This is a genomic window from Limimaricola variabilis, assembly GCF_034371605.1.
In the GTDB taxonomy this organism is placed as follows: Bacteria; Pseudomonadota; Alphaproteobacteria; order Rhodobacterales; family Rhodobacteraceae; genus Limimaricola; species Limimaricola variabilis.
On sequence record NZ_CP139691.1, the window covers coordinates 1,751,201 to 1,777,271 of the forward strand.

General features: G+C 67.5%; 29 protein-coding genes, 1 tRNA gene and 1 other RNA gene. 15 read left to right on the forward strand and 16 right to left on the reverse strand.

Annotation, left to right across the window (positions count from 1 at the left end; all coding sequences use genetic code 11):
* Positions 1-75: 75 nt before the first annotated feature.
* Complete coding sequence (locus T8T21_RS08700) at positions 76-1,893, forward strand: M3 family oligoendopeptidase (protein WP_322335304.1); 1,818 nt, start codon at positions 76-78, stop codon at positions 1,891-1,893.
* A gap of 85 nt (positions 1,894-1,978) precedes the next feature.
* On the opposite strand, the gene T8T21_RS08705 is transcribed toward T8T21_RS08700, so the two are convergent.
* The 5 genes from T8T21_RS08705 to T8T21_RS08725 form a co-directional block, all read right to left on the reverse strand.
* Complete coding sequence (locus tag T8T21_RS08705; RefSeq protein ID WP_322335305.1) at positions 1,979-2,548, reverse strand: hypothetical protein; 570 nt, start codon at positions 2,546-2,548, stop codon at positions 1,979-1,981.
* A gap of 174 nt (positions 2,549-2,722) precedes the next feature.
* Positions 2,723-3,424: an NAD(P)-dependent oxidoreductase gene (locus tag T8T21_RS08710; RefSeq protein ID WP_322335306.1), complete on the reverse strand. Its 702-nt coding sequence runs from the start codon at positions 3,422-3,424 to the stop codon at positions 2,723-2,725.
* 45 nt (positions 3,425-3,469) lie between these two features.
* Complete coding sequence (locus T8T21_RS08715) at positions 3,470-4,444, reverse strand: Gfo/Idh/MocA family protein (protein WP_322335307.1); 975 nt, start codon at positions 4,442-4,444, stop codon at positions 3,470-3,472.
* Between the two features lie 83 nt (positions 4,445-4,527).
* Positions 4,528-5,427 carry an RNA polymerase sigma factor RpoH gene (gene rpoH, locus T8T21_RS08720; protein WP_183475158.1) on the reverse strand — a complete coding sequence of 300 codons (900 nt, stop codon included), beginning with the start codon at positions 5,425-5,427 and terminating at the stop codon, positions 4,528-4,530.
* A 164-nt stretch (positions 5,428-5,591) separates the two neighbouring features.
* Positions 5,592-6,611 carry an RluA family pseudouridine synthase gene (locus T8T21_RS08725; protein ID WP_322335308.1) on the reverse strand — a complete coding sequence of 340 codons (1,020 nt, stop codon included), beginning with the start codon at positions 6,609-6,611 and terminating at the stop codon, positions 5,592-5,594.
* Between T8T21_RS08725 and T8T21_RS08730 the strand changes: the two genes are divergently transcribed.
* Positions 6,610-6,918, forward strand: a complete 309-nt coding sequence (locus T8T21_RS08730; protein ID WP_183475156.1) for a DUF6476 family protein — start codon at positions 6,610-6,612, stop codon at positions 6,916-6,918. The two genes, T8T21_RS08725 and T8T21_RS08730, sit on opposite strands and share 2 nt — an antisense overlap.
* Positions 6,919-6,939: 21 nt before the next feature.
* Here T8T21_RS08730 and T8T21_RS08735 read toward each other — a convergent pair whose 3' ends face one another.
* The gene (locus T8T21_RS08735; protein ID WP_183475155.1) at positions 6,940-7,287 is read right to left on the reverse strand and encodes an SPW repeat domain-containing protein; all 348 of its coding nucleotides are present in this window, start codon (positions 7,285-7,287) and stop codon (positions 6,940-6,942) included.
* A gap of 158 nt (positions 7,288-7,445) precedes the next feature.
* Positions 7,446-7,522 (reverse strand) — tRNA-His (locus tag T8T21_RS08740).
* A 124-nt stretch (positions 7,523-7,646) separates the two neighbouring features.
* Between T8T21_RS08740 and T8T21_RS08745 the strand changes: the two genes are divergently transcribed.
* A complete protein-coding gene (locus tag T8T21_RS08745) occupies positions 7,647-7,841 on the forward strand; it encodes a DUF6324 family protein (protein WP_183475154.1) in 195 nt (64 codons plus the stop codon).
* Here T8T21_RS08745 and T8T21_RS08750 read toward each other — a convergent pair.
* A complete protein-coding gene (locus tag T8T21_RS08750) occupies positions 7,825-8,358 on the reverse strand; it encodes an MmcB family DNA repair protein (RefSeq protein WP_322335309.1) in 534 nt (177 codons plus the stop codon). The genes T8T21_RS08745 and T8T21_RS08750 overlap by 17 nt on opposite strands.
* Positions 8,359-8,457: 99 nt before the next feature.
* On the opposite strand from T8T21_RS08750, the gene ssrS reads away from it, so the two are divergent.
* Both ssrS and T8T21_RS08755 read left to right on the forward strand, forming a co-directional pair.
* Positions 8,458-8,615, forward strand: a non-coding RNA gene (gene ssrS, locus T8T21_RS20885) — 6S RNA.
* Positions 8,616-8,694: 79 nt separating this feature from the next.
* Positions 8,695-9,036, forward strand: a complete 342-nt coding sequence (locus tag T8T21_RS08755) for an SH3 domain-containing protein (protein WP_322335310.1) — start codon at positions 8,695-8,697, stop codon at positions 9,034-9,036.
* Positions 9,037-9,114: 78 nt separating this feature from the next.
* Here the strand turns inward: T8T21_RS08755 and nusB are convergent, their stop codons facing one another.
* The 4 genes from nusB to T8T21_RS08775 all read right to left on the reverse strand — a co-directional run bounded on the left by nusB (position 9,115) and on the right by T8T21_RS08775 (position 12,020).
* Positions 9,115-9,582: a transcription antitermination factor NusB gene (gene nusB / locus T8T21_RS08760; RefSeq protein WP_183475151.1), complete on the reverse strand. Its 468-nt coding sequence runs from the start codon at positions 9,580-9,582 to the stop codon at positions 9,115-9,117.
* The gene (locus T8T21_RS08765) at positions 9,582-10,097 is read right to left on the reverse strand and encodes a 6,7-dimethyl-8-ribityllumazine synthase (RefSeq protein WP_322335311.1); all 516 of its coding nucleotides are present in this window, start codon (positions 10,095-10,097) and stop codon (positions 9,582-9,584) included. Before T8T21_RS08765 ends, nusB begins: the two co-directional genes overlap by 1 nt.
* Positions 10,097-11,227 carry a 3,4-dihydroxy-2-butanone-4-phosphate synthase gene (gene ribB / locus T8T21_RS08770; protein WP_183475149.1) on the reverse strand — a complete coding sequence of 377 codons (1,131 nt, stop codon included), beginning with the start codon at positions 11,225-11,227 and terminating at the stop codon, positions 10,097-10,099. Before ribB ends, T8T21_RS08765 begins: the two co-directional genes overlap by 1 nt.
* Positions 11,228-11,351: 124 nt before the next feature.
* Positions 11,352-12,020 carry a thiamine diphosphokinase gene (locus tag T8T21_RS08775; RefSeq protein ID WP_322335312.1) on the reverse strand — a complete coding sequence of 223 codons (669 nt, stop codon included), beginning with the start codon at positions 12,018-12,020 and terminating at the stop codon, positions 11,352-11,354.
* A gap of 143 nt (positions 12,021-12,163) precedes the next feature.
* Between T8T21_RS08775 and T8T21_RS08780 the strand changes: the two genes are divergently transcribed.
* Positions 12,164-14,452, forward strand: coding sequence for a hypothetical protein (locus T8T21_RS08780; protein WP_456085782.1), 2,289 nt, complete (start codon positions 12,164-12,166; stop codon positions 14,450-14,452).
* Between the two features lie 69 nt (positions 14,453-14,521).
* On the opposite strand, the gene T8T21_RS08785 is transcribed toward T8T21_RS08780, so the two are convergent.
* Positions 14,522-14,758, reverse strand: coding sequence for a DUF2842 domain-containing protein (locus T8T21_RS08785; RefSeq protein WP_322335314.1), 237 nt, complete (start codon positions 14,756-14,758; stop codon positions 14,522-14,524).
* On the reverse strand, positions 14,758-16,050 hold the full coding sequence (locus T8T21_RS08790) for an adenylosuccinate synthase (RefSeq protein WP_183475145.1): 1,293 nt from the start codon (positions 16,048-16,050) through the stop codon (positions 14,758-14,760). Before T8T21_RS08790 ends, T8T21_RS08785 begins: the two co-directional genes overlap by 1 nt.
* Positions 16,051-16,224: 174 nt before the next feature.
* Between T8T21_RS08790 and secG the strand changes: the two genes are divergently transcribed.
* Both secG and T8T21_RS08800 read left to right on the forward strand, forming a co-directional pair.
* Positions 16,225-16,590: a preprotein translocase subunit SecG gene (gene secG / locus T8T21_RS08795; RefSeq protein ID WP_183475144.1), complete on the forward strand. Its 366-nt coding sequence runs from the start codon at positions 16,225-16,227 to the stop codon at positions 16,588-16,590.
* Between the two features lie 173 nt (positions 16,591-16,763).
* Positions 16,764-18,407 carry a CTP synthase gene (locus T8T21_RS08800; protein ID WP_183475143.1) on the forward strand — a complete coding sequence of 548 codons (1,644 nt, stop codon included), beginning with the start codon at positions 16,764-16,766 and terminating at the stop codon, positions 18,405-18,407.
* 38 nt (positions 18,408-18,445) lie between these two features.
* Here the strand turns inward: T8T21_RS08800 and T8T21_RS08805 are convergent, their stop codons facing one another.
* Positions 18,446-18,913, reverse strand: coding sequence for a lysozyme inhibitor LprI family protein (locus T8T21_RS08805; RefSeq protein ID WP_183475142.1), 468 nt, complete (start codon positions 18,911-18,913; stop codon positions 18,446-18,448).
* 122 nt (positions 18,914-19,035) lie between these two features.
* Positions 19,036-19,836, reverse strand: a complete 801-nt coding sequence (locus T8T21_RS08810) for a MipA/OmpV family protein (protein ID WP_322335315.1) — start codon at positions 19,834-19,836, stop codon at positions 19,036-19,038.
* 167 nt (positions 19,837-20,003) lie between these two features.
* Between T8T21_RS08810 and T8T21_RS08815 the strand changes: the two genes are divergently transcribed.
* The 7 genes from T8T21_RS08815 (at position 20,004) to T8T21_RS08845 (ending at position 26,038) form a co-directional block, all read left to right on the forward strand.
* Positions 20,004-20,789: a 23S rRNA (adenine(2030)-N(6))-methyltransferase RlmJ gene (locus T8T21_RS08815; RefSeq protein WP_322335316.1), complete on the forward strand. Its 786-nt coding sequence runs from the start codon at positions 20,004-20,006 to the stop codon at positions 20,787-20,789.
* Between the two features lie 38 nt (positions 20,790-20,827).
* The gene (locus T8T21_RS08820; protein WP_322335317.1) at positions 20,828-21,274 is read left to right on the forward strand and encodes a tellurite resistance TerB family protein; all 447 of its coding nucleotides are present in this window, start codon (positions 20,828-20,830) and stop codon (positions 21,272-21,274) included.
* 113 nt (positions 21,275-21,387) lie between these two features.
* Complete coding sequence (locus tag T8T21_RS08825; protein ID WP_183475138.1) at positions 21,388-22,176, forward strand: ABC transporter ATP-binding protein; 789 nt, start codon at positions 21,388-21,390, stop codon at positions 22,174-22,176.
* Positions 22,177-22,217: 41 nt separating this feature from the next.
* Entirely contained in the window at positions 22,218-22,955 is a 738-nt protein-coding gene (locus T8T21_RS08830) for a transporter substrate-binding domain-containing protein (protein WP_322335318.1), read from the forward strand.
* A gap of 43 nt (positions 22,956-22,998) precedes the next feature.
* Entirely contained in the window at positions 22,999-23,904 is a 906-nt protein-coding gene (locus tag T8T21_RS08835) for an ABC transporter permease (RefSeq protein WP_322335319.1), read from the forward strand.
* Entirely contained in the window at positions 23,901-24,710 is an 810-nt protein-coding gene (locus T8T21_RS08840) for an ABC transporter permease (protein ID WP_322335320.1), read from the forward strand. Before T8T21_RS08835 ends, T8T21_RS08840 begins: the two co-directional genes overlap by 4 nt.
* On the forward strand, positions 24,707-26,038 hold the full coding sequence (locus T8T21_RS08845) for a glutamine synthetase family protein (RefSeq protein WP_322335321.1): 1,332 nt from the start codon (positions 24,707-24,709) through the stop codon (positions 26,036-26,038). Before T8T21_RS08840 ends, T8T21_RS08845 begins: the two co-directional genes overlap by 4 nt.
* Positions 26,039-26,071 lie beyond the last annotated feature (33 nt).

The following is a 26,071-nucleotide window of genomic DNA, read 5'->3' on the forward strand; positions in this document are numbered from 1 at the left end:
CGTCGCGACGGGTTGAGCCGCCCCGCTGCCGTCCATATCTTTCGCCTTCGTAACACCGCAACGGAAGGTTCGCCCATGACCATCACCCCCCGCTTCGACGCCGCGACCGAGACCGGGGGCCGCCCCCTGGGCAACCTGCCGGAATGGGATCTGAGCGATCTCTACCCGGCTCCCGACAGCGCCGAGATCAAGAACGACATCGACTGGCTGGAGAAGGCCTGCGCCGAGTTCGCCGCCGATTACGAGGGCAAGCTCGCCACGCTCGACGCCGCCGGGCTGCTGGAGGCGGTGCAGCGTTACGAGCGGATCGACGTCGTCGCCGGGCGCATCATGTCCTATGCCGGGCTGCGCTATTACCAGCACACCACCGACTCCGAGCGGGCCAAGTTCATGTCCGACTGCCAGGACCGGATCACCGCCTACACCACGCCGTTGGTGTTCTGGGGGCTGGAGTTCAACCGTCTCGACGAGGATCATCTCGAAACCCTGCTTGGCCAGAGCCAAGAGCTGAACCGCTACCGTCCGGTCTTCGAGCGGATGCGTGCGATGAAGCCCTACCAGCTCTCGGACGAGCTGGAAAAATTCCTGCACGACCAGTCGAGCGTCGGCGCGGCCGCCTGGAACAAGCTGTTCGACGAGACCATCGCCGGTCTCACCTTCACCGTCGATGGCGAGGAGCTCGGCATCGAGGGCACTCTCAACCTGCTGACCGAGCAGGACCGCGCCAAGCGCGAGGCCGCGACGCACGAGCTGGCGCGGGTGTTCAAATCGCAGATCCGCCTTTTCGCACGCGTACACAACACGCTCGCCAAGGAAAAGGAGATCGAGGATCGCTGGCGCGGCATGCCGACGCCGCAGACCGGGCGTCACCTGTCGAACCACGTCGAGCCCGAGGTGGTCGAGGCGCTGCGCGACGCGGTGGTCGCCGCCTATCCGCGCCTGTCGCATCGCTACTACGCGCTCAAGGCGAAATGGCTCGGCCTCGACCGGATGCAGGTTTGGGACCGCAATGCGCCGCTGCCGATGGAGACCGACCGGATCGTCGGCTGGGACGAGGCGCGCGCCATGGTCGAGGAGGCCTATGGCGATTTCGACCCGCGCATGGCCGAGCTGGCCAAGCCGTTCTTCGAGGATGGCTGGACCGACGCCGCCGTGAAGCCGGGCAAGGCGCCGGGTGCCTTTGCGCACCCGACCGTTTCGACTGTGCATCCCTATGTGATGCTGAACTATCTCGGCAAACCGCGCGACGTGATGACCTTGGCGCATGAGCTGGGCCACGGCGTGCACCAGCGCCTCGCCGCGGATCAGGGGGAGCTTCTGTCCTCCACCCCGCTAACGCTGGCCGAGACCGCGAGCGTGTTCGGCGAAATGCTGACCTTCCGCAAGCTGCTCGCCAAGGCCAAGGACCAGAACGAGCGCAAGGTACTGCTCGCCGGCAAGGTCGAGGACATGATCAACACGGTCGTGCGGCAGATCGCCTTCTACGACTTCGAGTGCAAGCTGCACGCGGCCCGCGCGCAGGGGGAACTGACGCCCGACGACATCGACGCGCTATGGATGAGCGTGCAGGCCGAGAGCCTCGGGCCGGTCTTCGACTTCGCGCCGGGCTATGAGAGCTTCTGGGCCTATATCCCGCACTTCGTGCATTCGCCCTTCTACGTCTATGCCTACGCCTTCGGCGACGGCCTCGTGAACGCGCTCTATGCCGTTTACGAAGAGGGCGGCGAGAACTTCCAGGAGAAGTATTTCGAAATGCTCAAGGCAGGCGGCTCCAAGCACCACAAGGAGCTTCTGGCGCCCTTCGGCCTCGACGCGAGCGATCCGGCCTTCTGGGACAAGGGCCTGTCGATGATCGAGGGAATGATCGACGAGCTGGAGGCGATGGAGGGCTGACCGCCCCATCCCCTGAACGTGGCAAGGGCCGGGGATCATTCCCCGGCCCTCTTCATGTCATGCGATGCGATACGACGGGGCGACCTCAGTCGTCGTCATCGTCCTTGTCGTCATCATCATCTTCATCGTCGTCGTCGTCTTCATCGTCGTCGTCATCGTCATCGTCATCGTCATCGTCTTCATCATCCTCGTCGCGCTCGCGGCGCTTCTCGGACTTCTTCTTCTCGCGCTCTTCGCGCTTCTTGGCCTTTTCGGCGTCGCGCTCATCGCGTTCCTCGGCCTTTTCAGCGTCGCGCTCGTCACGCTCTTCGGCACGCTCCTCCTCGCGTTCGCGCCGATCTTCCTGTTCTTCCTTCGCGCGTTCGGCGCGGTCGTCGTCATCCTCGTCGTCACCTTCGTATTCGTATTCTTCTTCGACGAGGTTGCCGGCGTTGTCGTACTCGCGTTCGACCTTCGCGCCGCTGGCGCTGCGCGTTTCCTCTTCGAACATGCGGCTGCCATCATCGCTGTAGACGCGCTCGGTGCTGCCCGAAGCGCCGCTGGCCTCGACGATCAGCTTGTCGCCGCTCGGCCGGATGCGGATTTCGCCGCTGTAGCCCTGGCTGACGAGGTGCGCCACCACGGCGTCGATCGCGGCTTGGGTCGGCGCCGCCATGGCCGGCGCCGCCAGACCGAGGCCCGCCGCCGCGATTCCAGCCGCGAGATAGGTTTTGAACATCATGATGCCTCCTGCCCCATGTCCAACGGTCGCTTTCTGGCGACCACTACTTCGGGATAGGTCATGACTCGTGAATGTGTCGATATTGGGCCAGCCATCGGCTCCTGCGGGTCAGGCCAGCATCTCCTTGACCACCTCAAAGGACGAGCTCAGCTCCTCGGCCTCGGCACGGGCGATGGCGGGGGTGGCGCGCACCCACTCGCCACTCTCGACGCAGTGCAGCATGAAATGCGCGAGGTCGGCGTGACGGGTCCGGATCAGATCCTCGGGGATGACGTCGGGCGTGACGACGTAGTCACCGGTCAACGGTTCGGGCAGCAGCCAGCCGGGACGCACGGCGGTCCAATCGAGATCGCTTCCCCGCAGCATCTCCTCCATTTCGCCCATCTGGTGCAGCACACGGGTCAGGGCCGGAATGGCGGTGGTACGGAACAGCAGCGGGCCCCGGTCATGCGTGACCACGAAGCTCGCCGAGATCGTAACTAGCCGCCTTACCCCTCGCGCATCCATCGCGTCGATGAGGTTGCGGGTGCCCATCGTGTAGAGCGGCGGCGGATCCATCAGCGTCTTGGGATCGCCGGGCACGCCCAGCGCTGATATCACCGCGTCGACGCCATCGACGATGGGGCCGAGATCGTCCTCGATCACGTTGGCCGTCACCCGATCCACGTTGTGGCCGGCGGGGGGCGCATCGTCGGGCCATTTCATCTCGGCGGCGCGGACATGGTGGCCCTTCGCCACTGCCTGCTTCACGACCTCCTGCCCGGTCACACCATGCGCGCCGAGCACGAGGATCTTCATCTGGTCAGCCATCGCGGTTGCCTCCGGTGATCTTCGCCGGAACAACCGCGATCCGGCTCAGCCGTTCCCACCCTTGGCATAGACCATGTCGATCATCGCCTGCGTGCCCCGACTGAACTCCAGCGGACAGGCGTAGTCCGCGCCGCCGATCGCGGCGGTGAAGGCCTCGACCTGGAGCTTGTAGTGATCGACGCCGGGCCAGCGCTCATGCACCACGCGCATGCCCTCTGTCTCAAGCGTCATCTCGGCTTGGCCGAAGCTGTTGGCGTTGAACGGGCAAAGCATCTTGAGCACGCCCTTGTCGCCGTGAAAGGTCACCTCCTGGCGCGGATGCAGCCGCATCGAGACCATGCCGGAATATTCGAAGCTTTCGAACTGCGCCGCGACCTGCGCATAGACGTCGACGTCGTTCTCGTATCGAATGTTGGCGTGGCGGATCTGCTGCGGCTCCTCGCCGGTGACGAAGCGGACCGAGCCGAAGGCATAGACGCCGATATCGGGCAGCCCGCCGCCGCCGGTCTCGGGTTTGTTGCGGATGTTGTCGGTCTGGGCCGCGTTGTTGAAGCTGAATGCCGCCTCGACATGGCGCAATTCGCCCACCGCGCCGCCTTGCACCAATTCCTTGGCCCGGATCCATTGCGGGTGATGCACAATCATATAGGCCTCGGCCGCCATCAGCCCGGTCGCATCGCGCTTGGCGATCACCGCGTCGAACTCCGAGGCCTGCATGGCGAGAGGCTTCTCGCACAGCACGTGCTTGCCCGCCTCGAGCGCCTTGAGCGTCCATTCGACATGCATGGCGTTGGGCAGCGGGATGTAGACCGCGTCGATCTCGGGGTCGTCGAGCAGCGCCTGATAGTCAAGATGCACCCTGAGACGCGGCTGAAAGGCACGAAAGGGCGCGGCCTTCTCCTCGGAGGAGGTAGCCAGCGCGACGAGTTCGGAGCCTTCGGCGGAATGGATTGCACGGGCCATGGCACCCAGCGCGAATTTCGAGGCGCCCAGCACGCCCCAGCGGATCGGATCGGTCATCGTCTCTTCCCTTTCTGCCGAAAGAGAAAACCCTCCCCCGGTCTCGCGGGAGAGGGTAGCGGACGCGGCGCCGGGCGCAACGCTCAGGCGTCTTCGAGCATGCCGCGCTCGCGCGCCAGCTCCTGCATCCGCTTCTGAAGCTTTTCGAAGGCGCGCACCTCGATCTGGCGGATCCGCTCGCGGCTCACCTCGTACTGCCCCGACAGTTCCTCGAGCGTCACCGCCTCGTCCTGCAGCCGGCGCTGTACGAGGATGTCGCGCTCGCGGTCGTTGAGGACGCCCATCGCCTCGGCCATCAGCTCGCGACGGGCGTCGAGCTCGTCGCGCTCCTCGTAGTCGGTGGCCTGGTCGGCGCTGTCATCCTCGAGCCAGTCCTGCCACTGCGTCGCGCTGTCGCCATCCGAGCCGACCATGGCGTTGAGCGACGCGTCGCCGCCCGACATGCGCCGGTTCATCGACACGACCTCTTCCTCGGTCACGCCCAGATCGGTGGCGATCTGCTTGACGTTCTCGGGGCGCAGGTCGCCCTCTTCGAGCGCGCCGAGACGGGCCTTGGCCTTGCGCAGGTTGAAGAACAGCTTCTTCTGGCCCGAAGTGGTGCCGAGCTTGACCATCGACCAGGACCGCAGGACGTATTCCTGGATCGAGGCGCGGATCCACCACATTGCGTAGGTGGCCAGCCGGAAACCCTTTTCGGGGTCGAACTTCTTCACCGCCTGCATCAGACCGACATTGGCCTCGGAGATCACCTCGGCCTGCGGCAGCCCGTAGCCGCGATAGCCCATGGCGATCTTGGCGGCGAGCCGCAGATGCGAGGTCACGAGCCTGTGCGCGGCGCTGGCGTCCTCGTGGTCCACCCAGCGCTTGGCCAGCATGTACTCTTCTTCCGGTTCCAGCATCGGGAACTTGCGGATTTCCTGCAGGTATCGGTTCAGTCCCTGCTCCGGCGACGGGGCGGGGAGATTGCTGTAGGTCTCTGCCATGGGCCCCTCCTTTCGGTCTGACGTTCGACCAAGCGATACGGCCCCTGCCCCTGCCCGGCAAGCACCGCTACCGCATCGGTCCTGTGCAATGGTGAACCCTTCGCCCCGATCCGGCGAGGGGGCGCATGAAAGGCTCGATCATATGTGAATTTCGTTACCGTCTTTCAACCCCGAAGCGCGGAAAGGAGTTCCGCCATGTCCGGCGGCATCGGGCTGTCGAAGCGCAGCTTTTCGCCGGTTGCGGGATGGGTGAAACCGAGGCTCGCGGCATGCAACGCCTGCCGGCCAAAATTCGCGGCCAGCGTAACGGCACGGGCGCCATGGGTTTTTTCCGACAGTTTGCGCCGCCCGCCATAGACCGGATCGCCGATCAGCGCGTGGCCGGCATGCGCCATGTGGACCCGGATCTGATGGGTGCGCCCGGTTTCCAGCCGGCATTCGACCAGCGCCGCCCCGGCAAAGGCCTCGATCACCTTGGCGCGCGTCACCGCGTGGCGGCCCTGCTCGAAGCTCACCGCCTGGCGCTGCCGGTCGGTCCGGTGCCGGCCCAGCAGCGTCTGGATCTTCAGCACCGACCCGGTCTCGAAGCTCGCCCCCTTCACGCCGCGCAGGCGCGGGTCGTTCGGATCCGGGACGCCGTGGCACAGCGCGAAATAGTGCCGCTCGGCGCTGTGTTTTTCGAACTGGATCGCCAGACCCTGATGGGCGCGGTCGGTCTTGGCGACCACCAGAAGGCCCGAGGTGTCCTTGTCGATCCGGTGGACGATGCCGGGACGCTTCGCACCGCCGACGCCGGACAGGCTGTCGCCGCAATGATGGATCAGCGCGTTGACCAGCGTGCCGTCGGGCGAGCCGGGCGCGGGATGGACGACCATTCCAGCAGGCTTGTCGATGACGATCAGGTCATCGTCTTCCCAGACGACCTCGAGCGGGATCGCTTCCGGCTCCATGTGGCTTTCGGCCGCCTGCGGCACCGCGATCTCGACCACTGCCCCGGCGGCCACGGCCGCTTTCGCATCGGTCGCCACTGCCCCATCCACCGTCACCGCCCCCTCGGCGAGCAGCTTGGCGATGCGCGAGCGCGACAGCGCGGCCTCCTCTGGCACATCGCGGGCGAGCGCCTTATCAAGACGCGCCGGCGGATCTTCGGCGATGGTGAAGCGGATGATGGAGAGATCGGCCATGCAGCCTCCCGAGACAGATGGCCCGGTCCGGATCCCACCCGAGCTGCGATGGCTCAAATGGCTGGTGATCGTGCTGGCGGGCGTGATGATCGCCGGCTTCCTAGTGCTGATTGCGGCGCTTGTCATCCGCCTGAATGCCGAAGCCCTGCCTTTGCCCGACCAGATCGCGCTGCCCGAGGGGGCCGAGGCCCAGGCTTTCACCCAAGGTTCGGACTGGATCGCGGTGGTGACGACCGACGACCGGGTGCTGGTCTATGGGCGCGACGGGGTGATGCGGCAGGAGATGCAGATCGACCGCGCGCCGTAACCTGCCGCGCGGCCGATCGGGTCAGGCATGACCGCCCTGGTGCGGGACCAGATGCTCCCATAGCGCGGCCACGGCCAGCACGATGCCGCACAGCACCGCGTTCCAGGCCATGATCGCCATCGCGGTAAAGCCGAGCATCCACGGCGCCGCGACCACGAGGATGGCGATCACCGCGACCGCCATGTCGATCCAGCTCTGCTGCTCGGAATCGAGCAGCCCGACGAGCGCCAGCGTCGCGACCAGCGCGCCGAGCGCCACCACGCTCCACAGCGCCGAGCCGCCCGCCATGCCGAGCATGAAGGGCGAAGCGACGAGCCACAGCCCGATCGCGCCGAAGAGCCAGTCCTGCCAGTGATGTCGATGAGTCATGTGTCCACCTCCCAACCCATCGGCGCGCCCCGTCCGGGCCGTCCATGCGTGGGAAGCGGCCCTCGGGCCACGGAAGCCACAAAGGCTTCGGAAATGACATTGGCACGTGGCAAGAACCGCGCAAGCCGTGCCACTTCAATTTCGCGAGATCGGGGGAGTGGTACCGCCTCCCTGGCTTGAACAGGGGACCTCTGGATCCACAATCCAGCGCTCTAACCAACTGAGCTAAGGCGGCACTGGCGCGGAATTAGCGCCGAGGCGCGGGGATTGCAACCCCCTCTCGCGGCTTCCGCGACGGCTCCGGCTTGTCCGGCGCGCGACCGCGCGCTAGGGACGTCGCAGCCAGGAAAGGAAGCGCCATGGGCATCAACACCGAACGCGACATCGAGGCGAATCTGCAGATCGGCCCGACCGATCACGGCATGGTGCGGCTGTTCATCGAGGCCGACGGCGCCGAGATCCCGATGGATTTCGAACCCGAGGAAGCCGAGGACATCGCCGAGGAAATCATGGCCGCCGCGCGCGCCGCGCGCTCGGTCAAGAAGAAAGGCTGATCGCCGGATCGCGCGCCTTGTGCCAGCGCAAGGCGGCATGGCGCGCGAATTTCTGCAGCATCACCTTGCGCCGCGCGCCCGACAGCTTCGCCTCGGGGGCCATGGTCACGATCTCGGCGTCATAGCCGTCGGCCACGATCACCCCGGTGTCCTCCGGAAGCAGGTCCAGCGGGAAGGCATCGTCCACCGCCCAGAAATAGCGATCGCAATATTCGAGGTATCCCTGCCATTTGCGATCGGCGGTGAAATCGGCGCGCGACGATTTGCACTCGATGACCCAAAGCTCGCCCTTCGGGCCGAGACCCATGACGTCGACCCGGAGCCCCGGCGCCGGCACGAACTCCTCGACCGTGACGAAGCCATGACCCAAGAGATGACGACAGACGCCACGCGCCAGGATCTGCCCCGGCTGCGGCAGGGCACGCGGCCGCGACAGCGCCTTGGCCGATAGCGCATCGTCAGGCAGCGCTGCCACCCGGCGCTCTCCCTGTTCCCAATCGTCCCAGTCATCGGTCATGGGCGGCATCATGAACATATCGGCAACACGCTTCAAGCGGCGAAAGCCGGGGCGCGGCCCCTTGTCACGCCCGATCCGCGATCCTAGATGTGGTCGCGGCGGGTTCTGCTCTTCTCGTGACAAGGGGTCAAATTCCAGAGGCCTTAAGCAATTCCACGGGAGCTGGCTCTGTGCGGACCCTGGTTCGTTTATCTGGCGCCCACCTGTATACACAGGTCCCCGGGAATTCTCACCCCTACGGTCGCTGCGGTTCCCGCCATTTCCGCACCCCCCGAGCTGCGACGAAACGCCTTTCCATGGTAGGCTGGGCGGACCTCACGATCCGTGGAGTCCGCCATGACGATTACGATCAGGGCCCTGCCGCTCATTGTTCCGATCTTCCTTGCTACACCGATCGCGGCGCAACCGCTCGACGTGCCGTTCGATACCTATTGCCCGCCAGACGCACAGGCCGCCTGTTTCGGCGCGGCGACGGTGATGGGGCTCGACCCGAACGGCGACGGCTTCCTCGCGGTGCGTGCCGGACCGGGTACCCAGTATCCGATGATCGCCCGCATCCATAATGGCGACCGCGTCCGCACCTACGACGCGCGCGGGCCATGGTACGCGATCAGCTTCGGCCCCGAGGCCCGACTGGGCTGGGCGCATGGCAACTGGCTGGGCGACCATTACCCCTGAGGCATCCCCGGCCCCATCCCATGCGAAAGGGGCGTGGCCATCGACCGCGCCCCTCCCTCATTCCGCTTGCCGCGTGGCTCAGAACGCCTCGGGCCGGGCCTCGCGCGCCATGTGATCGAGCACGGCGTTGACGAATTTCGGCTCCTTGCCATCGGGGTAGAACGCCTTGGCGATCTCCACGAACTCGACGATCACCACCTTGGGCGGCGTGGCGTTCGCCAGAAGCTCGGCCCCGGCGGCGCGGAACAGCGCCCGCAGCGTCGGATCGATCCGGGCGATCGGCCATTTCGCGACCAGAGCGCGGTGCGTCATCTGGTCGATCTGGGCCTGCTCGTCGACGGCACGCTCCATCAGGGCACGGAAGGTGTCGACGTCGCCCTCTTCCCATTCGATCTCGTCATAGACGGCGCCGAAGCGATGGGTCTCGAACTCGCGCATCACCCGGTCGACCGACTGGCCCGAGGATTCCATCTGGAACAGCGCCTGCACCGCGTACATCCGCGCGGCAGAACGCATCCGGCGTTTCTGGTTCTGACGATCCGCCATCAGCCCTCTCCCAGCCGGTCGGCGGTGAAGCCGAGGCCCTTGCCCTGCTTCTTGAGGTTGCGCGACAGCGCAACCAGATGCAGCGCGGCAGCGGCGGCGCCGCCGCCCTTGTTCTGGCCCTGCGGGTCGGCGCGCACCGCCGCCTGCTCGTAGTTTTCGACCGTCAGGATGCCGTTGCCTATGCAGATCCCCTGCAGGCCCAGCAGCGTCAGCCCGCGCGAGCTGTCGTTGCAGACGGTGTCGTAATGCGTGGTCTCGCCGCGGATCACGCAGCCCAGCGCGACGAAGCCGTCATATTCGCCCATCCGGGCGGCGATGCCGATCGCACTGGGCAGTTCGAGGGCGCCGGGCATCTCGATCACTTCGTAGCTGCCGCCGGCAGCCTCGATCTCTGCCATGGCGCCGGCGACGAGGTTGTCGGCGATGTCCTTGTAATAGGGTGACACGACGATGAGGATCTTCGGACCCTCGTCGAATTCGGGACGCGCGAGCACGTGGTGGGTGGGGCCGGCCATCATCCGATCTCCGAGATCTTGCGGGTGCCGGTGATCTCGAGCCCGTAGGCGTCGAGCCCGACCACGCGGGGTTGGGGGGAATTGGTCAGCAGGACGATCTTCGACAAGCCGAGCGAGGAGAGGATCTGCGCGCCGAGGCCGTATTGCCGCAGCACATGGGGCGAATGCTCCTCGGTGGTGGCGAGCTTCATGTGCAGGTCACGCAGCAGCACCAACACGCCGCGCCCTTCCTCGGCGATGAGGCTCATCGCGTCGCCGAACTCGCGCGCACGGCCCCGCGGGCCGGTGCCGACCACGTCGAGCATCGGGTCGAGCGTGTGCATCCGCGTCAGCACCGGCTCGGGACCCGAGATGTCGCCCTTGACCAGCGCGATGTGCTCGGCGCCCTGCGTCTCGTCGACATAGACGCGCAGGGTCCAGTCGCCGCCGAACTCGGACTGGATCTGCTGCTCGTCGCGCAGCCGCACGAGATTGTCGTGACGACGGCGATAGGCGATCAGGTCGCTGATCGTGCCGATCTTGAGCGCGTGCTTCTGAGCGAAGGCCACGAGATCCGGCAGACGGGCCATGGTCCCGTCCTCCTTCATGATCTCGCAGATCACGCCCGAAGGGTTGAGCCCGGCCAGCCGCGAGATGTCGACGGCCGCCTCGGTATGGCCGGCGCGGACCAGCACCCCGCCCTCGCGGGCCCGCAGCGGGAACACGTGGCCCGGCGTGGCGATGTCGGCCGCGGTCTTGGAGGCGTCGATCGCCACGGCGACGGTGAGCGCACGGTCATGCGCCGAAATACCGGTCGAGACGCCCTCGCGCGCCTCGATCGACACCGTGAAGGCGGTCTCGTGGCGCGAGGAGTTGTTGGTCGACATCAACGGCAGGCCCAGCGCGTCGATCCGCTCGCGCGGCAGCGACAGGCAGATCAGCCCGCGGCCATGGGTGGCCATGAAGTTGATCGCGTCGGGCGTCGCCATCTGCGCCGGAATCACCAGATCGCCTTCGTTCTCGCGGTCCTCGTGATCGACGAGAATGAACATGCGGCCGTTGCGGGCGTCGGCGATGATCTCCTCGATCGGGCTGATCGCGTCGGACCAGTCGCGTTCGACGGGGCCGGGATTCTCGAAGCTGTCGGTCACTGGCGGGTCCTGACGGTTTGATGCGCAGAGGGGTGGATGAGCGTGCAGATAACGGCTGGGGGCGGGTTTGCAAAGCCCGCAGGGCCGTCGCGGCACGCTGCCGTCGCGCACCGGTAATGTGCGCTCAGCGCCCCGGCCAGCCCGGGGCCCGTCCCACCCCCGCGATCACGGCGTCGAGCGCGGCGCGTGGCGCGATGGCGAGCATCAGCGGCGCGTCGCAAGACAGCTCCACCTGTCCCTCCGCCTCGTTAGACGTGCCGATCCGCACTGCTGGGGAAAAGGCGATGCCCGCCGTGGGCCAGCGCAAGCCGCGCGAGATGCACCCCACCTCGCCCATCGGGAAAAGGGAGAAGGGCTCTCCCGCCGAGAGGTCGAGCGTGATCTCGGGAGGACAGAGGAACACCACGCTCTCGGCGCCGATCAGCACGCAGCGCCGATCGGGCCGGGCCGCGAGGACGTGGAACGCCGCCAGCTCGTGGTCGAGCCGGCCGCCGGTGAAGCCCGCCGCCAGCACCAGCGGCGCGTCGATGTTCCGCAGCGCCTTGTCGAAATCGGTGCTGTCCTGCTCGGCGATCGGATGCAGCCGGCCACCGAAAAGCGGCGCGGCGCTGCCGATGCTGTCCATGTCGCCGATCACCGCCCGCGGCGTGTGCCCGGCGGCGGCGGCATGGCGGGCGCCGCCATCAGCGGCGACCAGCACCGGCGCGCGCGACAGCGCCAGCGCCAGATCCCCCGCCCCGAGCGCTCCACCGCCCAGCAGCGTTACAGCCCCATCGCTCTGGACAATTGCCACGCCGGCCCTCCATCATCGCCTCGGACCGAACGGTCTGCCGCGGTTTTGCCATGAAAACATCCCGCGGCCACCCATGTCGTGATCCTGTTTCAAACCCATTCACTGCTACATCGGAGCGGACAGGGTAGAAAGCGAGCACTCAGATGGTTGGATCAAGCAAGATACTCACGGTGTCCTACGGGACGTTCTCCTGCACGCTGGAGGGCTTCGACGACTCGTTCGACACGATGAAGGCCATCGCAGAGTATTTCCGCGACCTGGCTGCCGATGACCGCTATTTCGGAGCCGAGCCGCCGACGCCCGACGCCGAGATGCTGGCACGGATCGCCGAACGCGAGGTCGCCCGCCGGGTCGAGGCCCGCAGCGAAGGCACGGGAATCGTGCTGCGCGCCGGGCAGGCGCTGCCGCCGGTCGCCCCGGCACAGACCGAGGCCCGCGCCGCCCCTGAGGCTGCGCCGCAGCCGCATGTCGCTCCCGCAGCCCCGGAAGAAGCCCCGGCCGCCGAAGCGCCTGCTGCCACTCCCGTTGCCGCTCCTGCCGCCGCCGCGGCACCTGCCGCATCAGAGCCCGAGCGGGCTCCGGTCGCGCCGCGCCAAGCCGAGCCCCAGGTGGCTCAGCAGCCGGCCGCGGCACGTCCCGCGCCGTCCCGCCCGGCGCCCGATGGCGACAGCGTCGCCGCGAAGCTGCAGCGGATCCGCGCCGTCGTCGGCCGCCAGCCGGCCTTTGCCGCGGATGAAGACGAAGAGGACATCGCCCCCGCCGCCGGACAGCGGCCGGCAGCCGGCCTGTTCGACACCGCTCCGGCGCAGCCGCGCGAAACCGCCAAGCAGGCCGAGCCGGAATCGCCCCGGCAGTCCGAGGCGGAGACGAACGAGGCAGAGCCCGCCCGTCCGACCCGCGCCCGCGTGGTGCGGATGCGCAAGGCCGATTTCGAGCGCGCCGTCGCCCGTGGCGAAGCGCATCGCATGATGACGGAAGAAGAAAGCGCTGCCGAAGAAGTGTCGGCCGAGCGGAACGCCGAACCGACCCCATCGGCTGCCGCGCAGGACAGCATCCAAGAAGACGCGGCGCAGGTCGAAACCGCGCAGACGGAGGCGGCGCAGGAAGCGAGAGACACCGCTCCCGACACGACCCCGATGCAGGCCGAAACCGAAGCCGATACCGTCGAAACGGCGCAAGCGGATAAGGAAGAGGCAGCCGAAGAGGCCGAGACCGCCCAGGAGGAAGCTGATACCGCGGCCCGAGCCCGCGAAGAGGCCGCCGAATCCAAGCGCCGCGAGGCCGATCTGTCCGACGAGGCCGAGCGGGCCCTGCTCGCCGAACTGGCAGCGCTAGAGCGCGAGATGGGTCTCGAAGGCGATGGTCCGGCCTCGCAGGAGATCGCGGAAGCCGAAGAAGCCCGAGCGGACGAAGCCGAAGAGACCGCTGAGATCGAGGAAACCGCTGAAGCCGAAGAGGCCGCCGAAGCTGATACGGCACGCGACGTGACGGATGCTGACTGGATCGGTGGTTTCGATCCGGCCGAAGCCGCGCGCCAGCATCTCGAGTTCGAGTTCGGGCCCACTGCCGACGCGACGGCCCCCGATGCGCAGCCGAAACAGGAGCAGGAGCAAGTCGCCGCCAAAGCCGATGCACCGGCCACGTCCGAAGAAACCCGCGCCCATCCGGTGAACAGCCATCCGGCGCTGGCCACCGACGAAGCCGACCTGTCGCGGATCATGTCCGCCACCGATGCCCGCATGGCCGACCCCGAATCGGGCCGCCGCCGCGACTCGATCTCCCAGCTCAAGGCCGCGGTCGCCGCGACCGAGGCCGCGCGTCAGCTCGGCGACGTGGCCAAACCCGACCACGCCGAAGAGGCCTTCCGCGACGATCTGCGCCAAGCGGTGCGTCCGCGCCGCCCGGCCATGCCGTCGCGTGGCGACGAGGGTACCGCGGCACAGCCCGAACGGCCGCGCCCGGCCCCGCTCAAGCTGGTCGCTGCGCAGCGCGTCGATCTCGGCCAGACGGCACCGCGCCCCGAGCGGGTGGTCCCGGTTCGGCCCCGCCGGGTCGTCTCGGGCGACAGCGCGGCGCAGGAGCTGCATCACGACGCGGTCGAGGCGCAGCCCCAGCGCGCCGCCATGCCGGACGCCACCCCTGCCCCGGCCGAGAGCTTTGCCGCCTTTGCCGCACGGATGGGCGCTCAGGAGCTGGGCGAGCTGCTGGAGGCCGCCGCTGCCTACACCGCCTTCGTCGAAGGGGCCGAGGATTTCTCGCGCCCGCAGCTGATGGAGCGGGTGCGCGAGGCCAGCCCCGAACCGGTCAGCCGCGAGGATGGGCTGCGCTGCTTCGGCACGCTGCTGCGCCAAGGCGCGCTGACCCGCGTGCGCGGCGGCCGCTTCGCGGTGGCTCGCTCCAGCCGCTTCAACCCCGAGCGCCGCGCCGGCTGACGATCGGCAGCGGACATGAAAAAGGGGCGGCACCGCGTGGTGCCGCCCCTTTTTTCTTGCCGGTCCCGCTCAACGCTCGCCGGGATCCTCTTCCGGGTCGGGTTTGCCCACCCCCAGAAAGATTCTGCGGAACGGCAGGGCCCAGAGAATGCCAAGCCCGACATAGATCGCCAGCTCGACGAGGATCGAGGGCCGGTCGATCAGCCCGACCAGCGTGATCGCCACCACGATATAGGCCGGCAGGCCGACCAGCAGGATCAGCAGCGACAGCCTGCGCCGGGTCTTGTGGCTGAGCTTGCGCGCCATCAGTCCGAGAACGGATCGGTGACGAGGATCGTGTCGTCGCGCTCGGGGCTGGTCGAGACCATCGCAACCGGGCACTGGATCAGTTCCTCGATCCGGCGAATGTACTTGATCGCCTGCGCCGGGAGGTCGGCCCAGCTGCGCGCGCCCGCCGTGCTTTCCTGCCAGCCCGGCATCTCTTCGTAGATGGGGGTGCAACGGGCCTGCTGGTCGGCGGCGGTGGGCAGGTAATCGTAGCGCTCGCCATCCAGCTCGTAGCCGGTGCAGATCTTGAGCGTCTCGAAGCCGTCGAGCACGTCGAGCTTGGTCAGCGCGATGCCCGAGACACCGCTGGTCGCGCAGGTCTGGCGCACCAGGCAGGCGTCGAACCAACCGCAGCGGCGCTTGCGCCCCGTCGTGGTGCCGAATTCGTGGCCCCGCTCGCCCAGGCGCTGACCGTCATCATCGTCGAGCTCGGTCGGGAACGGGCCCTCGCCGACGCGGGTGGTGTAGGCCTTTACGATGCCGAGCACGAAATCAATCGCGCCGGGCCCGATGCCGGTGCCCGTCGCCGCCTGTCCCGCGATCACGTTCGAGGAGGTGACGAAGGGATAGGTGCCGAAATCGATGTCCAGCAGCGCACCCTGCGCACCCTCGAACAGGATCCGCTGGCCGGCGCGACGGCGCTCGGTAAGCACCTTCCAGACCGGGGCCGCGTATTCGAGGATGGCGGGCGCGATCTCGCGCAGCTGCTCCAGCACCGCGTCGCGGTCGATCGGCTCCAGCCCGAGGCCGTTGCGCAGCGCGTTGTGATGCACCAGCGCACGGTCGACCCGAAGCTCGAGGGTAGCGGCGTCGGCGAGATCGGCGACGCGGATCGCGCGGCGACCGACCTTGTCTTCATAAGCCGGCCCGATGCCGCGCCCGGTGGTGCCGATCTTGGCGACGGTGTTCTGACCTTCGCGCGCCCGGTCCAGCTCGCCATGGAACGGCAGGATCAGCGGGGTGTTCTCGGCGATCATCAGCGTCTCGGGGGTGATTTCGACGCCTTGGGCACGGATGCCCTCGATCTCCTTGAGGAGATGCCACGGGTCGAGCACGACGCCGTTGCCGATCACCGAGAGCTTGCCGCCGCGCACCACGCCCGAGGGCAGCGCGTGCAGCTTGTAGACCTCGCCGCCGACGACCAGTGTGTGACCTGCGTTGTGGCCGCCCTGGAAGCGCGCGATCACGTCGGCGCGCTCGGACAGCCAGTCCACGATCTTGCCCTTGCCCTCGTCGCCCCACTGGGTACCGACGACCACCACATTCGCCATGAACCTGTCCTCTCCGGTCATGCAATCCGGCGTCCCTATAGCGCCGGGGGCGGCAGCGCGAAACCGCAAACTGCCCCGGTCGGTGCGCCTGCCCCCACTTCGGGGTTGCGACAGGACCGCCCCTCTTCTAGATACGGCGCGTTCCGCCCCGCCCCGCCGCAAGCAGAGGTCCGCATGGAAAACGTCGTCCTGATCGTCCACCTGATCCTCGCGCTGTCGCTGATCGGCGTGGTGCTGCTGCAGCGCTCCGAGGGCGGCGGCCTCGGCATGGGAGGCGGCGGTGGCGGCGTGATGTCCGGCCGCGCCGCGGCGACCGCGCTGGGCAAGGTGACCTGGGGCCTCGCGGCCGCCTTCATCGTGACCTCGATCGCGCTGACCATCATCGCGGCCGAGAACTCGGCCGGCGGTTCGGTGCTCGACCGGCTGGCCGACAGCCCCGAGGAAACGGTCGGCACGCCCGGTACCGCGCCCGAAGAGAACGGCCTCGGCAGCGACCTTCTGCCGCCGTCGAGCGGCCCGGTCGTGCCGCAGGCGGACTGACGAGAATCCACAACCACTGGGCGTCGGCCGGTTTCGGCCACATGATCTTGCGCCCCCGGTTGCGGTCACGGGCCGAATCCGGATATCCTCAAATCCCGTGATGCCGCGAAACCCACGTTTCGCGGCAGTCTTCCATTCGATGCTCATTCGACGATCACGGGGTACTTCCGACCATGGCGCGTTACATCTTCATCACCGGCGGCGTTGTCTCCTCGCTCGGCAAGGGACTGGCTTCGGCGGCGCTGGGCGCGCTCCTGCAGGCGCGGGGCTACACGGTGCGGCTGCGCAAGCTCGATCCGTATCTCAACGTCGATCCGGGCACGATGAGCCCGTTCGAGCATGGCGAGGTCTTCGTCACCGATGACGGCGCCGAGACCGATCTCGACCTCGGCCATTACGAGCGCTTCACCGGGGTGGCCGCGCGCCGCACCGACTCGGTCTCCTCGGGGCGGATCTATTCGAACGTGCTGGAGAAGGAGCGCCGCGGCGACTACCTCGGCAAGACGATCCAGGTGATCCCGCACGTCACCAACGAGATCAAGGACTTCCTCTCGATCGGCGCCGACGAGGTCGATTTCCAGCTTTGCGAGATCGGCGGCACGGTCGGCGACATCGAGGGCCTGCCCTTTTTCGAGGCGATCCGGCAATTCGCGCAGGAGCGCCCCCGCGGCCAGTGCATCTTCATGCACCTGACGCTGCTGCCCTATGTCGCCGCCTCGGGCGAGCTGAAGACCAAGCCGACGCAGCACTCGGTCAAGGAGCTGCGCTCCATCGGCATCGCGCCCGACGTGCTGGTCTGCCGCTCCGAGCACCCGATTCCCGAGAAGGAGCGCGAGAAGATCGGCCTCTTCTGCAACGTCCGCAAGGAGAGCGTGATCGCGGCCTACGACCTCAAGTCGATCTATGAGGCGCCGCTGGCCTATCACCGCGAGGGCCTCGACCAGGCCGTGCTCGACGCCTTCGGCATCGCGCCCGCCCCCAAGCCGAACCTCGCGCGGTGGAACGACGTGATGGACCGCCTCACCCATGCCGAGGGCGAGGTCCGCGTGGCCATCGTCGGTAAATACGTGCAGCTCGAGGACGCCTACAAGTCGATCAAGGAAGCGCTGACCCATGGCGGCATGGCCAACCGGGTCAGGGTGACGGTCGAATGGGTCGACAGCGAACGCTTCGACCGCGAGGACCCGGCTCCGCATCTCGAGGGCTACCACGCTATTCTCGTGCCCGGCGGCTTTGGCGAGCGCGGCACCGAGGGCAAGATCAAGACCGCCCAGTTCGCACGTGAGCGCGGCATCCCCTACCTGGGCATCTGCCTTGGCATGCAGCTCGCGGTAATCGAAGCCGCGCGCAACGTCGCGGGCTTCAAGACCGCCGGCTCCGAGGAGTTCGACCACGAGGCCGGCAAACGCCGCTTCGAGCCGGTCGTCTATCACCTCAAGGAGTGGATCCAGGGCAACCACGTGGTCGAGCGGGCGGTGACCGACGACAAGGGCGGCACGATGCGGCTCGGCGCCTACACCGCCGCGCTGGCCGAGGGCAGCAAGGTCGCCGAGGTCTATGGCGCGAGCCGCATCGAGGAGCGCCACCGTCATCGCTACGAGGTCGACACCAAGTATCGCGAGGCGCTCGAGGCCAAGGGGCTGTGCTTCTCGGGGATGTCGCCCGACGGGCGCCTGCCCGAGATCGTCGAGTGGAAGGACCACCCGTGGTTCATCGGCGTGCAGTTCCACCCCGAGCTGAAGTCCAAGCCCTTCGCGCCGCACCCGCTCTTCGCCGATTTCGTGCGTGCGGCGGTCGAGACGTCGCGGCTGGTCTGAACGGATTTCCGGGCCGTCCGAGCGGCGGCCCGGACCCTTCAGCGATAGAGGCTGAAGTAGAACTCGATCGCCTTGCGGGCGGTGAGATCGCGGTGGCAGGCCGCGCCGTAGATCACGCGCAGCGATCCACCATCCACGCTGTCATAGGCGCGGAAGCATTCGGCATCCCGATCCTTGATCCACTGGCGTTGCGCGGCGAGCAGCCGCTCCCACGAGCCATTCGCCTCTGCGCGCGTGCGCATCGGCTTCCACCAGGCGTTCAGCCAGGTATCCCAGGCATTGGTCTCGCGCATCAGGCAATCGGCGATCTCGAGAGTCGTCCCGTTGCGGCACGGGCCGGCGATGAGCTCGGTGCAACTCCTGAACACCTGTCTCTGGTTTCCGCGCGCGCCGACCGATCGCACGCATTGTTCAATATTCGCAATGTCTTGCTGGGTCGGGGTCGTCTCGGCCGAGGCAGTACTGGCAAAGGCCAGCGCGCCGAGAAGGGCGGCTAGGCGGCGCATGGGGAACCTCCCGTAACTGGTGAGAACGGGGCCATGCTACCACGGATTGAGAAACGGCCACAGGTCGCGGGCTGCGAAAGCGCGCCGGGCCGGTCTCGTCAGGGACGGCGCGCGGGCCCTTCTCAGAACCGGAAGTCGAGTTGCCGGGTGATTCCCAGCCGCGCCCCGAACTGCTCGTCATCTTCGGTCACGGGGCTGTCGGCGGCATCGTTCATCAGCCGTTCATAGGTAACGGCGGCGTCGACGCCCCAACGGTCGTCGATCTCGTAGACGCCACCGATTTCGGCCCCCGCCGAGATCAGGCCGCCACGCGCTTCGAAACCCGGTGCACCGAAATAGGTCTGCGCGTAGTCATCCTCAGCGAAGAGGGCGCGCGGTCCGGCCCGCAGCGTCAGCCGGTCGTTGGGATAGAAATAGGCATCGGCGCCCAGCTCGGCCACGTAGCTTTCATGGCCGCCAAAGCCACGACGCACATCCGCGAAGACCCCGAAGTTTCGCGTGTCGTAGCCTGCGCCCAGCCCCAGCTCCAGCGCCGCATCGACATCGTCGAGCCCGGCCACGGCATCCACGTCGGCCGCCTCGCGCTCGCCGATATAGCGGAACGAGCCGCGCAGCCCGAATCCCTCGGAGACGAAATCGGGATCGTCGCTGCCGATGTCGAAGGGGCCGAAACGCAGCCGGTCGAGTGCAAAGCCCAGATCCGGGCCGACCACGTAATCATCCGAGCCGAAATATTCCGGCGAGACCGCCAGACCGCCGCGCAGCGTGAAGCCCAGCGCGTTGGCAGGCGCGGCCTGAACCGGGGTCGGCGCGGGCAGGACCGTCACCGGTGCCTCGGACACGGGCTGGTCCAGCGATCCGGCGAGCGCGGTCAGCGGCGCGAGGGCCATGATCGGGGCAATGGCGAGCATGATCCGGCGCATCGGCGAAATCCTTTCGGCAGTCGGGGCTTGTTCTAGAGATACGCCTCCCGCGGCGCCGGACAATCCCCCCGCCCCGGTATCGGTGGGCGACGCGGCGTCGATGCCACGGCTTGCCCCGCCACCGCCCCCCCGCTACCAGCGGGGCGCACGCGCCAAGGGAGATGATCATGCTGTCCTACCAGCACGGCTATCATGCCGGAAACCTCGCCGACGTGCACAAGCACGCGGCGCTGGCATGGATGCTCGGCTATCTCGCGGCCAAACCCAAGCCGCTGAGCTATCTCGAAAGCCATGCGGGCCGGGCGCTCTACCGGCTTGACGCGGCCGAGGCGGAAAAGACCGGCGAGGCGGCACAGGGCATCCTGCGGGTGCGCGACTGGTTCGCGCCCGATCACCCCTATGCGCAGGTCATCGAGGCGGTGCGCGCCGATCACGGGGCGCAGGCCTATCCCGGCTCGCCGGAAATCGCGGCCCGGCTCTTGCGCGAGACTGACCGGATCGACCTTGCCGAGCTGCACCCTCAGGAGCATGCGGCGTTGGCCACGGCGATGGGTGACCGCGCGCGGACGCATCGCCGCGACGGCATCGAGATGGCCGTGGCGCTGACCCCGCCCGAGCCGCGGCGCGGGCTTTTGCTGATCGACCCGAGCTGGGAGATCAAGGAGGACTACCGCGCCATCCCGCAGGCGATGCTCCGCATCGCGCGCAAATGGCCGGTGGGCGTGATCGTGCTGTGGTACCCGATCCTGCGCGATGCGCCGCATGCGCCCATGCTGCGGCAGCTGGAGCGCGACATTCCCGAGGGCGTGCGCCACGAGGTGGCCTTTCCGCCCGCCCGAAAGGGGCATGGCATGACCGGCTCGGGGCTGTTCGTGGTCAACCCGCCCTATGGCTTCCACGCGCAGGCGCAGTGGCTGAGCGATCGCTTCGCCACCATGGCGCCGCAACCCTGACCCCTTTCCCGCGGACCGGGAACCTCTATATTCGCCGCATGTTCGCAGATCTCCTCCGCCGCCTCACCGATCCCGCGCCCGCGCGCCTTCCCGATGCCGACGCCCGGCTCGCGCTCGGCGCGCTGCTGGTGCGGATCGCCCGCGCCGACGGGCATTACAGCCCCGAAGAGGCCCGGCGCATCGACCGCATCCTCGGCGCGCGCTACCGGCTCGACCCCGCCGCCGCGGCGCGGCTGCGCGCCGATTGCGAGGTGATGGAGAGCGAGGCCCCCGACACGGTCCGGTTCACCCGCGCGATCAAGGACGCGGTGAGCTACGAGGACCGCGAGGCGGTGATCGAGGCGCTGTGGGAGGTCGTGCTGGCCGATGGCCAGCGCGACGACGAGGAGGACGCGCTGATGCGGATGGTCGCGCCGATGCTGGGGGTGTCCGATCCCGACAGCGCACATGCCCGCCAGCGCGCCGCCGAACGGATGCACAGCTAAGCGGCAGCGTTTTTTCCGTTGCGTGCGTGACGCCGGGGCAAAGGCCCCGCCCCCGTTGCATTTTCGGTGAAACTGTCCCCTACTCCCTCGTCAGAAAAGGGACATGAGAGCACGTGAGCGACAGCAAGCCGGTCATCGAGATCCGCGATCTGCACAAATCCTATGGATCGCTCGAGGTCCTCAAGGGGGTCGACATCCGTGCGCCCGCCGGCCACGTCGTGTCGATGATCGGCTCCTCCGGGTCAGGAAAGTCGACGCTGCTGCGCTGCTGCAACCTGCTTGAGGACAGCCAGCAGGGCGAGGTGATCTTTGAGGGCGAACCGGTGCGTTGGAAGGGCCAGGGGCTGAACCGCCGTCCCGCCGATCCCAAGCAGGTCACGCGCATCCGCACCAACCTCGCGATGGTGTTCCAGCAGTTCAACCTCTGGGCCCACATGTCGATCCTGCAGAACGTCATGGAGGCGCCGGTGACGGTGCTGGGCCGGCCTCGCGACGAGGTCGAGGCCAAGGCGCGCGAGTATCTCGACAAGGTCGGCATCGGCGACAAGGCCGACGCCTGGCCCGCGCAGCTCTCGGGCGGCCAGCAGCAACGTGCCGCGATCGCCCGCGCGCTGTGCATGGAGCCGCGCGCGCTCCTGTTCGACGAGCCGACCTCGGCGCTCGACCCGGAGCTGGAGCAGGAGGTGGTGCGGGTGATCAAGGATCTGGCCGCAGAGGGCCGCACCATGATCATCGTCACCCATGACATGCGCATGGCGCATGACGTGGCCGACCATGTCGTGTTCCTGCACCAGGGGCTGATCGAGGAGCAGGGCCCGCCCGCCGAGCTTTTCGGCAACCCGAAGTCAGAGCGGCTGCGGCAGTTCCTGTCGCATTCCGCCCCGCACCCGCAGCCCGCCTGAGAGCGGGCACGGCACTATCCCCAACAGGAGACCACCTGACGATGAAGACGCTGATCCTCACGACCGCCGCGCTCGCACTGAGCGCCGGTGCCGCGCTGGCCGAGAGCCACTCGCAGACCGTGCGCTTGGGCACCGAGGGTGCCTACCCTCCGTACAACTTCCTCAACGATGCGGGTGAGGTCGACGGGTTCGAGCGCGAGGTCGGCGACGAGCTGTGCGCGCGCGCCGAGCTGACCTGCGAGTGGGTCACCAACGACTGGGATTCGATCATCCCCAACCTCGTTTCGGGTAACTACGACACGATCATCGCCGGGATGAGCATCACCGACGAGCGTGACGAGGTCATCGACTTCACCCAGAACTACTTCCCGCCCGCGGCGTCGGCCTATGCCGCGCCGTCTGACGACGTGGATCTCGAGGGCGGGGTGATCTCGGCCCAGGCCACCACGATCCAGGCCGGCCATGTCGCCGACAGCGGCGCCGCGCTGCTGGAATTCGCCACCCCCGACGAGGCGGTCGCCGCGGTGCGCAACGGCGAGGCCGACGCGGTCTTCGCCGACAAGGACTTCCTGGCGCCGATCGTAGAAGCCTCGGGCGGCGAGCTGATGTTCGTGGGCGACGACGTGCCGCTCGGTGACGGCATCGGTGTCGGCCTGCGCGAGAGCGACGGCGAGCTGCGCGACAAGCTCGATGCCGCGATCCAGTCGATGAAGGATGACGGCTCGCTCAACGAGCTTATCCTGAAATGGTTTGGCGAAAACGCCAACACCTTCGAGTGACACTTGACGGGGCGGCCACGCGCCGCCCCGATCGGATCCTTTGATGTTCGCTTCCTGCGCCGATCCCGAAACGCTCTCCGGCCTGAACTGGCTCGCGTGCTACCTCACCACGGGCAAGCACCTCGCCTTCTATGGTGCCTTCGGCACGGTGCTGCTGCTGCTCGCGGTCACAGCACCGGTGGCATTGCTGTTCGGCTTCGGCGGGGCGGTGGCGGCACGCTCGCGCTTCGCGCCGCTGTCCTGGCTGGGACGCAGCTACATCGCGGTGGTGCGCGGCGTGCCCGACATCGCCTTCTTCCTGTTCTTCGTGATCGCGCTCGACCAGGGCATCGAATGGCTGCGCCACAAGGCGAAATGCCCTGACTGGGACCAGCCGATCCGGCAGGGCAACGATTTCATCGTCTGCGCCGAGGCCAAGATGCCGCTCTCGACCTCGGCCCAATGGGTGCATGAGGTCTACGGCTTCTGGCTCGCCGTCTTCACCTTCGCACTGGTCTTCGGCGCCTTTGCCGCCAACGTGCTTTTCGGTGCGATGCGCGCCGTGCCGCGAGCCCAGATCGAAACCGCCGAGGCCTATGGCATGACCCGCGCGCAGGTGTTCCGCCGCGTGCTTGTGCCGCAGATGTGGGTCTATGCCCTGCCCGGCCTGTCAAACCTGTGGATGGTGCTGATCAAGGCCTCGCCGCTGCTGTTCCTGCTGGGCGTCGAGGACATCGTCTACTGGGCGCGCGAGCTGGGCTCGACCAAGACGCCGCAATTCACCGCCTACCCGCATGGCGACTGGCGGATGTGGTACTTCCTGTTCCTGCTGGTGTTCTACCTCGGCTTCACCCGGATCTCCGAGATCGTGCTCGACCGGATCATGCTGCGCCTGAGCCATGGCCGCGAGACGCTGGCCAACCACGCCCGCACCGGACCCATCGGCATGAACAAGGCAGGCCCGCCATGAGCTGCTACGACACGATCATGGATTACGGGCTGCGCTCGCTGGGCTATGGCGAGCGGCTGCTGCCGCGCTCGGACTTCACCTTGTGCCAGCAATTCGTGCTGATCGGCTCCGGCATGATCTGGAACGTCTATTTCGGCCTCGTGGCGCTGCTGTCGGGCTTCGCCCTCGCCACCGCGCTGGCGGTGGGCAAGGCGTCGCGCTCGCCCTGGTTCCGCAAGCCGGCTGAATGGACGATCTTCCTGTTTCGCGGCTCGCCGCTCTTCATCCAGTTCTTCTTCGCCTATTTCCTGTTCCTGTCGCTCAAGGGACAGGTTCCAGCCTTCGACGCGCTGACCAGCGCCTGGCTCGGCGCCGCGGTGGTGCTGTTCTTCAACACCGCCGCCTATTCGGGCGAGATCTTCTACGGCGCGCTGCGCTCGGTGCCCAAAGGCGAAATCGAGGCCGCCGACGCCTATGGGCTGTCGGGCTGGGCCAAGTTTCGCCGCGTGGTCTGGCCGACGACGCTGCGCCTGGCCTGGCCCGCCTACACCAACGAGGCGATCTTCCTGTTCCACGCCACCACGCTGGTGTTCTTCTCGGGCTTCCCGGCCTCGCGGCAGCAGGGCGACGCGCTTTACTATGCGTCCTATTTCGCAGACAAGACATTCAACCCTTTCGTGCCCTACCCCATCCTCGCAGGCTATTTCGTCCTGCTGACGCTGGTGGTCATCGCTGCGATGGGGCTGATCGGGCGCCGTCTCAACCGTCACCTCCCCGATGCCGCGGGCGCCCCGCGACGCGGCGGTCTCAGGACGATTTTCAGATGAGCTGGCTCGACGAGCACCCAGAGGTTCGCAACATCCGCGTCGGCGCCGCCGACCTCAACGGCCAGGCCCGCGGCAAGCGCGTTCCGGTCCGCTTCGCCCGCAAGATCGAGGAAGAGGGCACCCGCTTTCCGCTCTCGGTGCTCAATCTCGACATCTGGGGCGAGGATGTCGAGGACAGCCCGCTGGTCTTCGAGATCGGCGACCCGGACGGGGTGCTGAAGCCGACCGAACGCGGTTACGTGCCGATGCCCTGGCTGTCGATCCCCTCGGCGCTGCTGCCCTTGTGGATGTATACCGAGGCCGGCGAGCCCTTTGACGGCGATCCGCGCCATGCACTGGCCCGGGTGGTCGAGCGCTACAAGGCGCGCGGCCTCAAGCCGGTGGTTGCGACCGAGATGGAATTCTACCTCGTCGATGACAGCGGCAAGGAGATCCGCCAGCCGAAGAGCCCCCGCTCGGGCAAGCGGCGCATGGGCGCCGACATCCTCAGCCTGCGGGCGCTGGACGCCTTCGACATCTTCTTCAACGATCTCTACGACGCCTGCGAGGTGATGGACATCCCGGCCGAGGCGGCGATCTCGGAGGTGGGTCTCGGCCAGTTCGAGGTCAATCTCGTCCACGTGCCTGACGCGCTCAAGGCCGCTGACGACGCCTGGCTGTTCAAGATGCTGGTGCGCGGGCTGGCCCGCAAGCATGGCATGGCCGCGAGCTTCATGGCCAAACCCTACGAGGAATTCGCGGGCAACGGCCTGCACACGCATTTCTCGGTGCTCGACGAAACCGGCCGCAACATCTTTGCCGATGGCAGCCACGAGGGCACGCCGGTGCTGCGTCACGCCATCGCCGGCTGTCTCAAGGGCATTCCGGACTGCGCGCTGGCCTTCGCCCCGCATGCCAACAGCTACGACCGGTTGGTCCCCGAGAGCCATGCGCCGACCGGCATCTGCTGGGCCTATGACAACCGCACCGCCAGCGTGCGCGTGCCCGGCGGCTCGCCCATGGCGCGGCGGATCGAGCATCGCGTCGCCGGCGGCGACGTGAACCCCTATCTCTTCCTCGCCGCGGTGCTCGGCGCCGCGCTGGTGGGCATCGAGGACGCGATGACCCCGCCGCCGCCGATCGTCGGCAACGCCTACGAGCAGGAGATGGCGCAGATCCCGCAGACCTGGGGGGCCGCGATCGACGCCTTCGAGGCCTCGCCGCTGGTCAAGCGGATCTTTCCGCAGCTCCTGATCGACAATCTGGTGATGACCAAGCGGCAGGAGCTGCACTACATGGCGGAGTTGAGTCCCGATCAGCAGCTCGAGCTCTATCTCGACACTGTGTGACCGGCTTGCCGAGCGGGGCTGCGGGGACTAGCT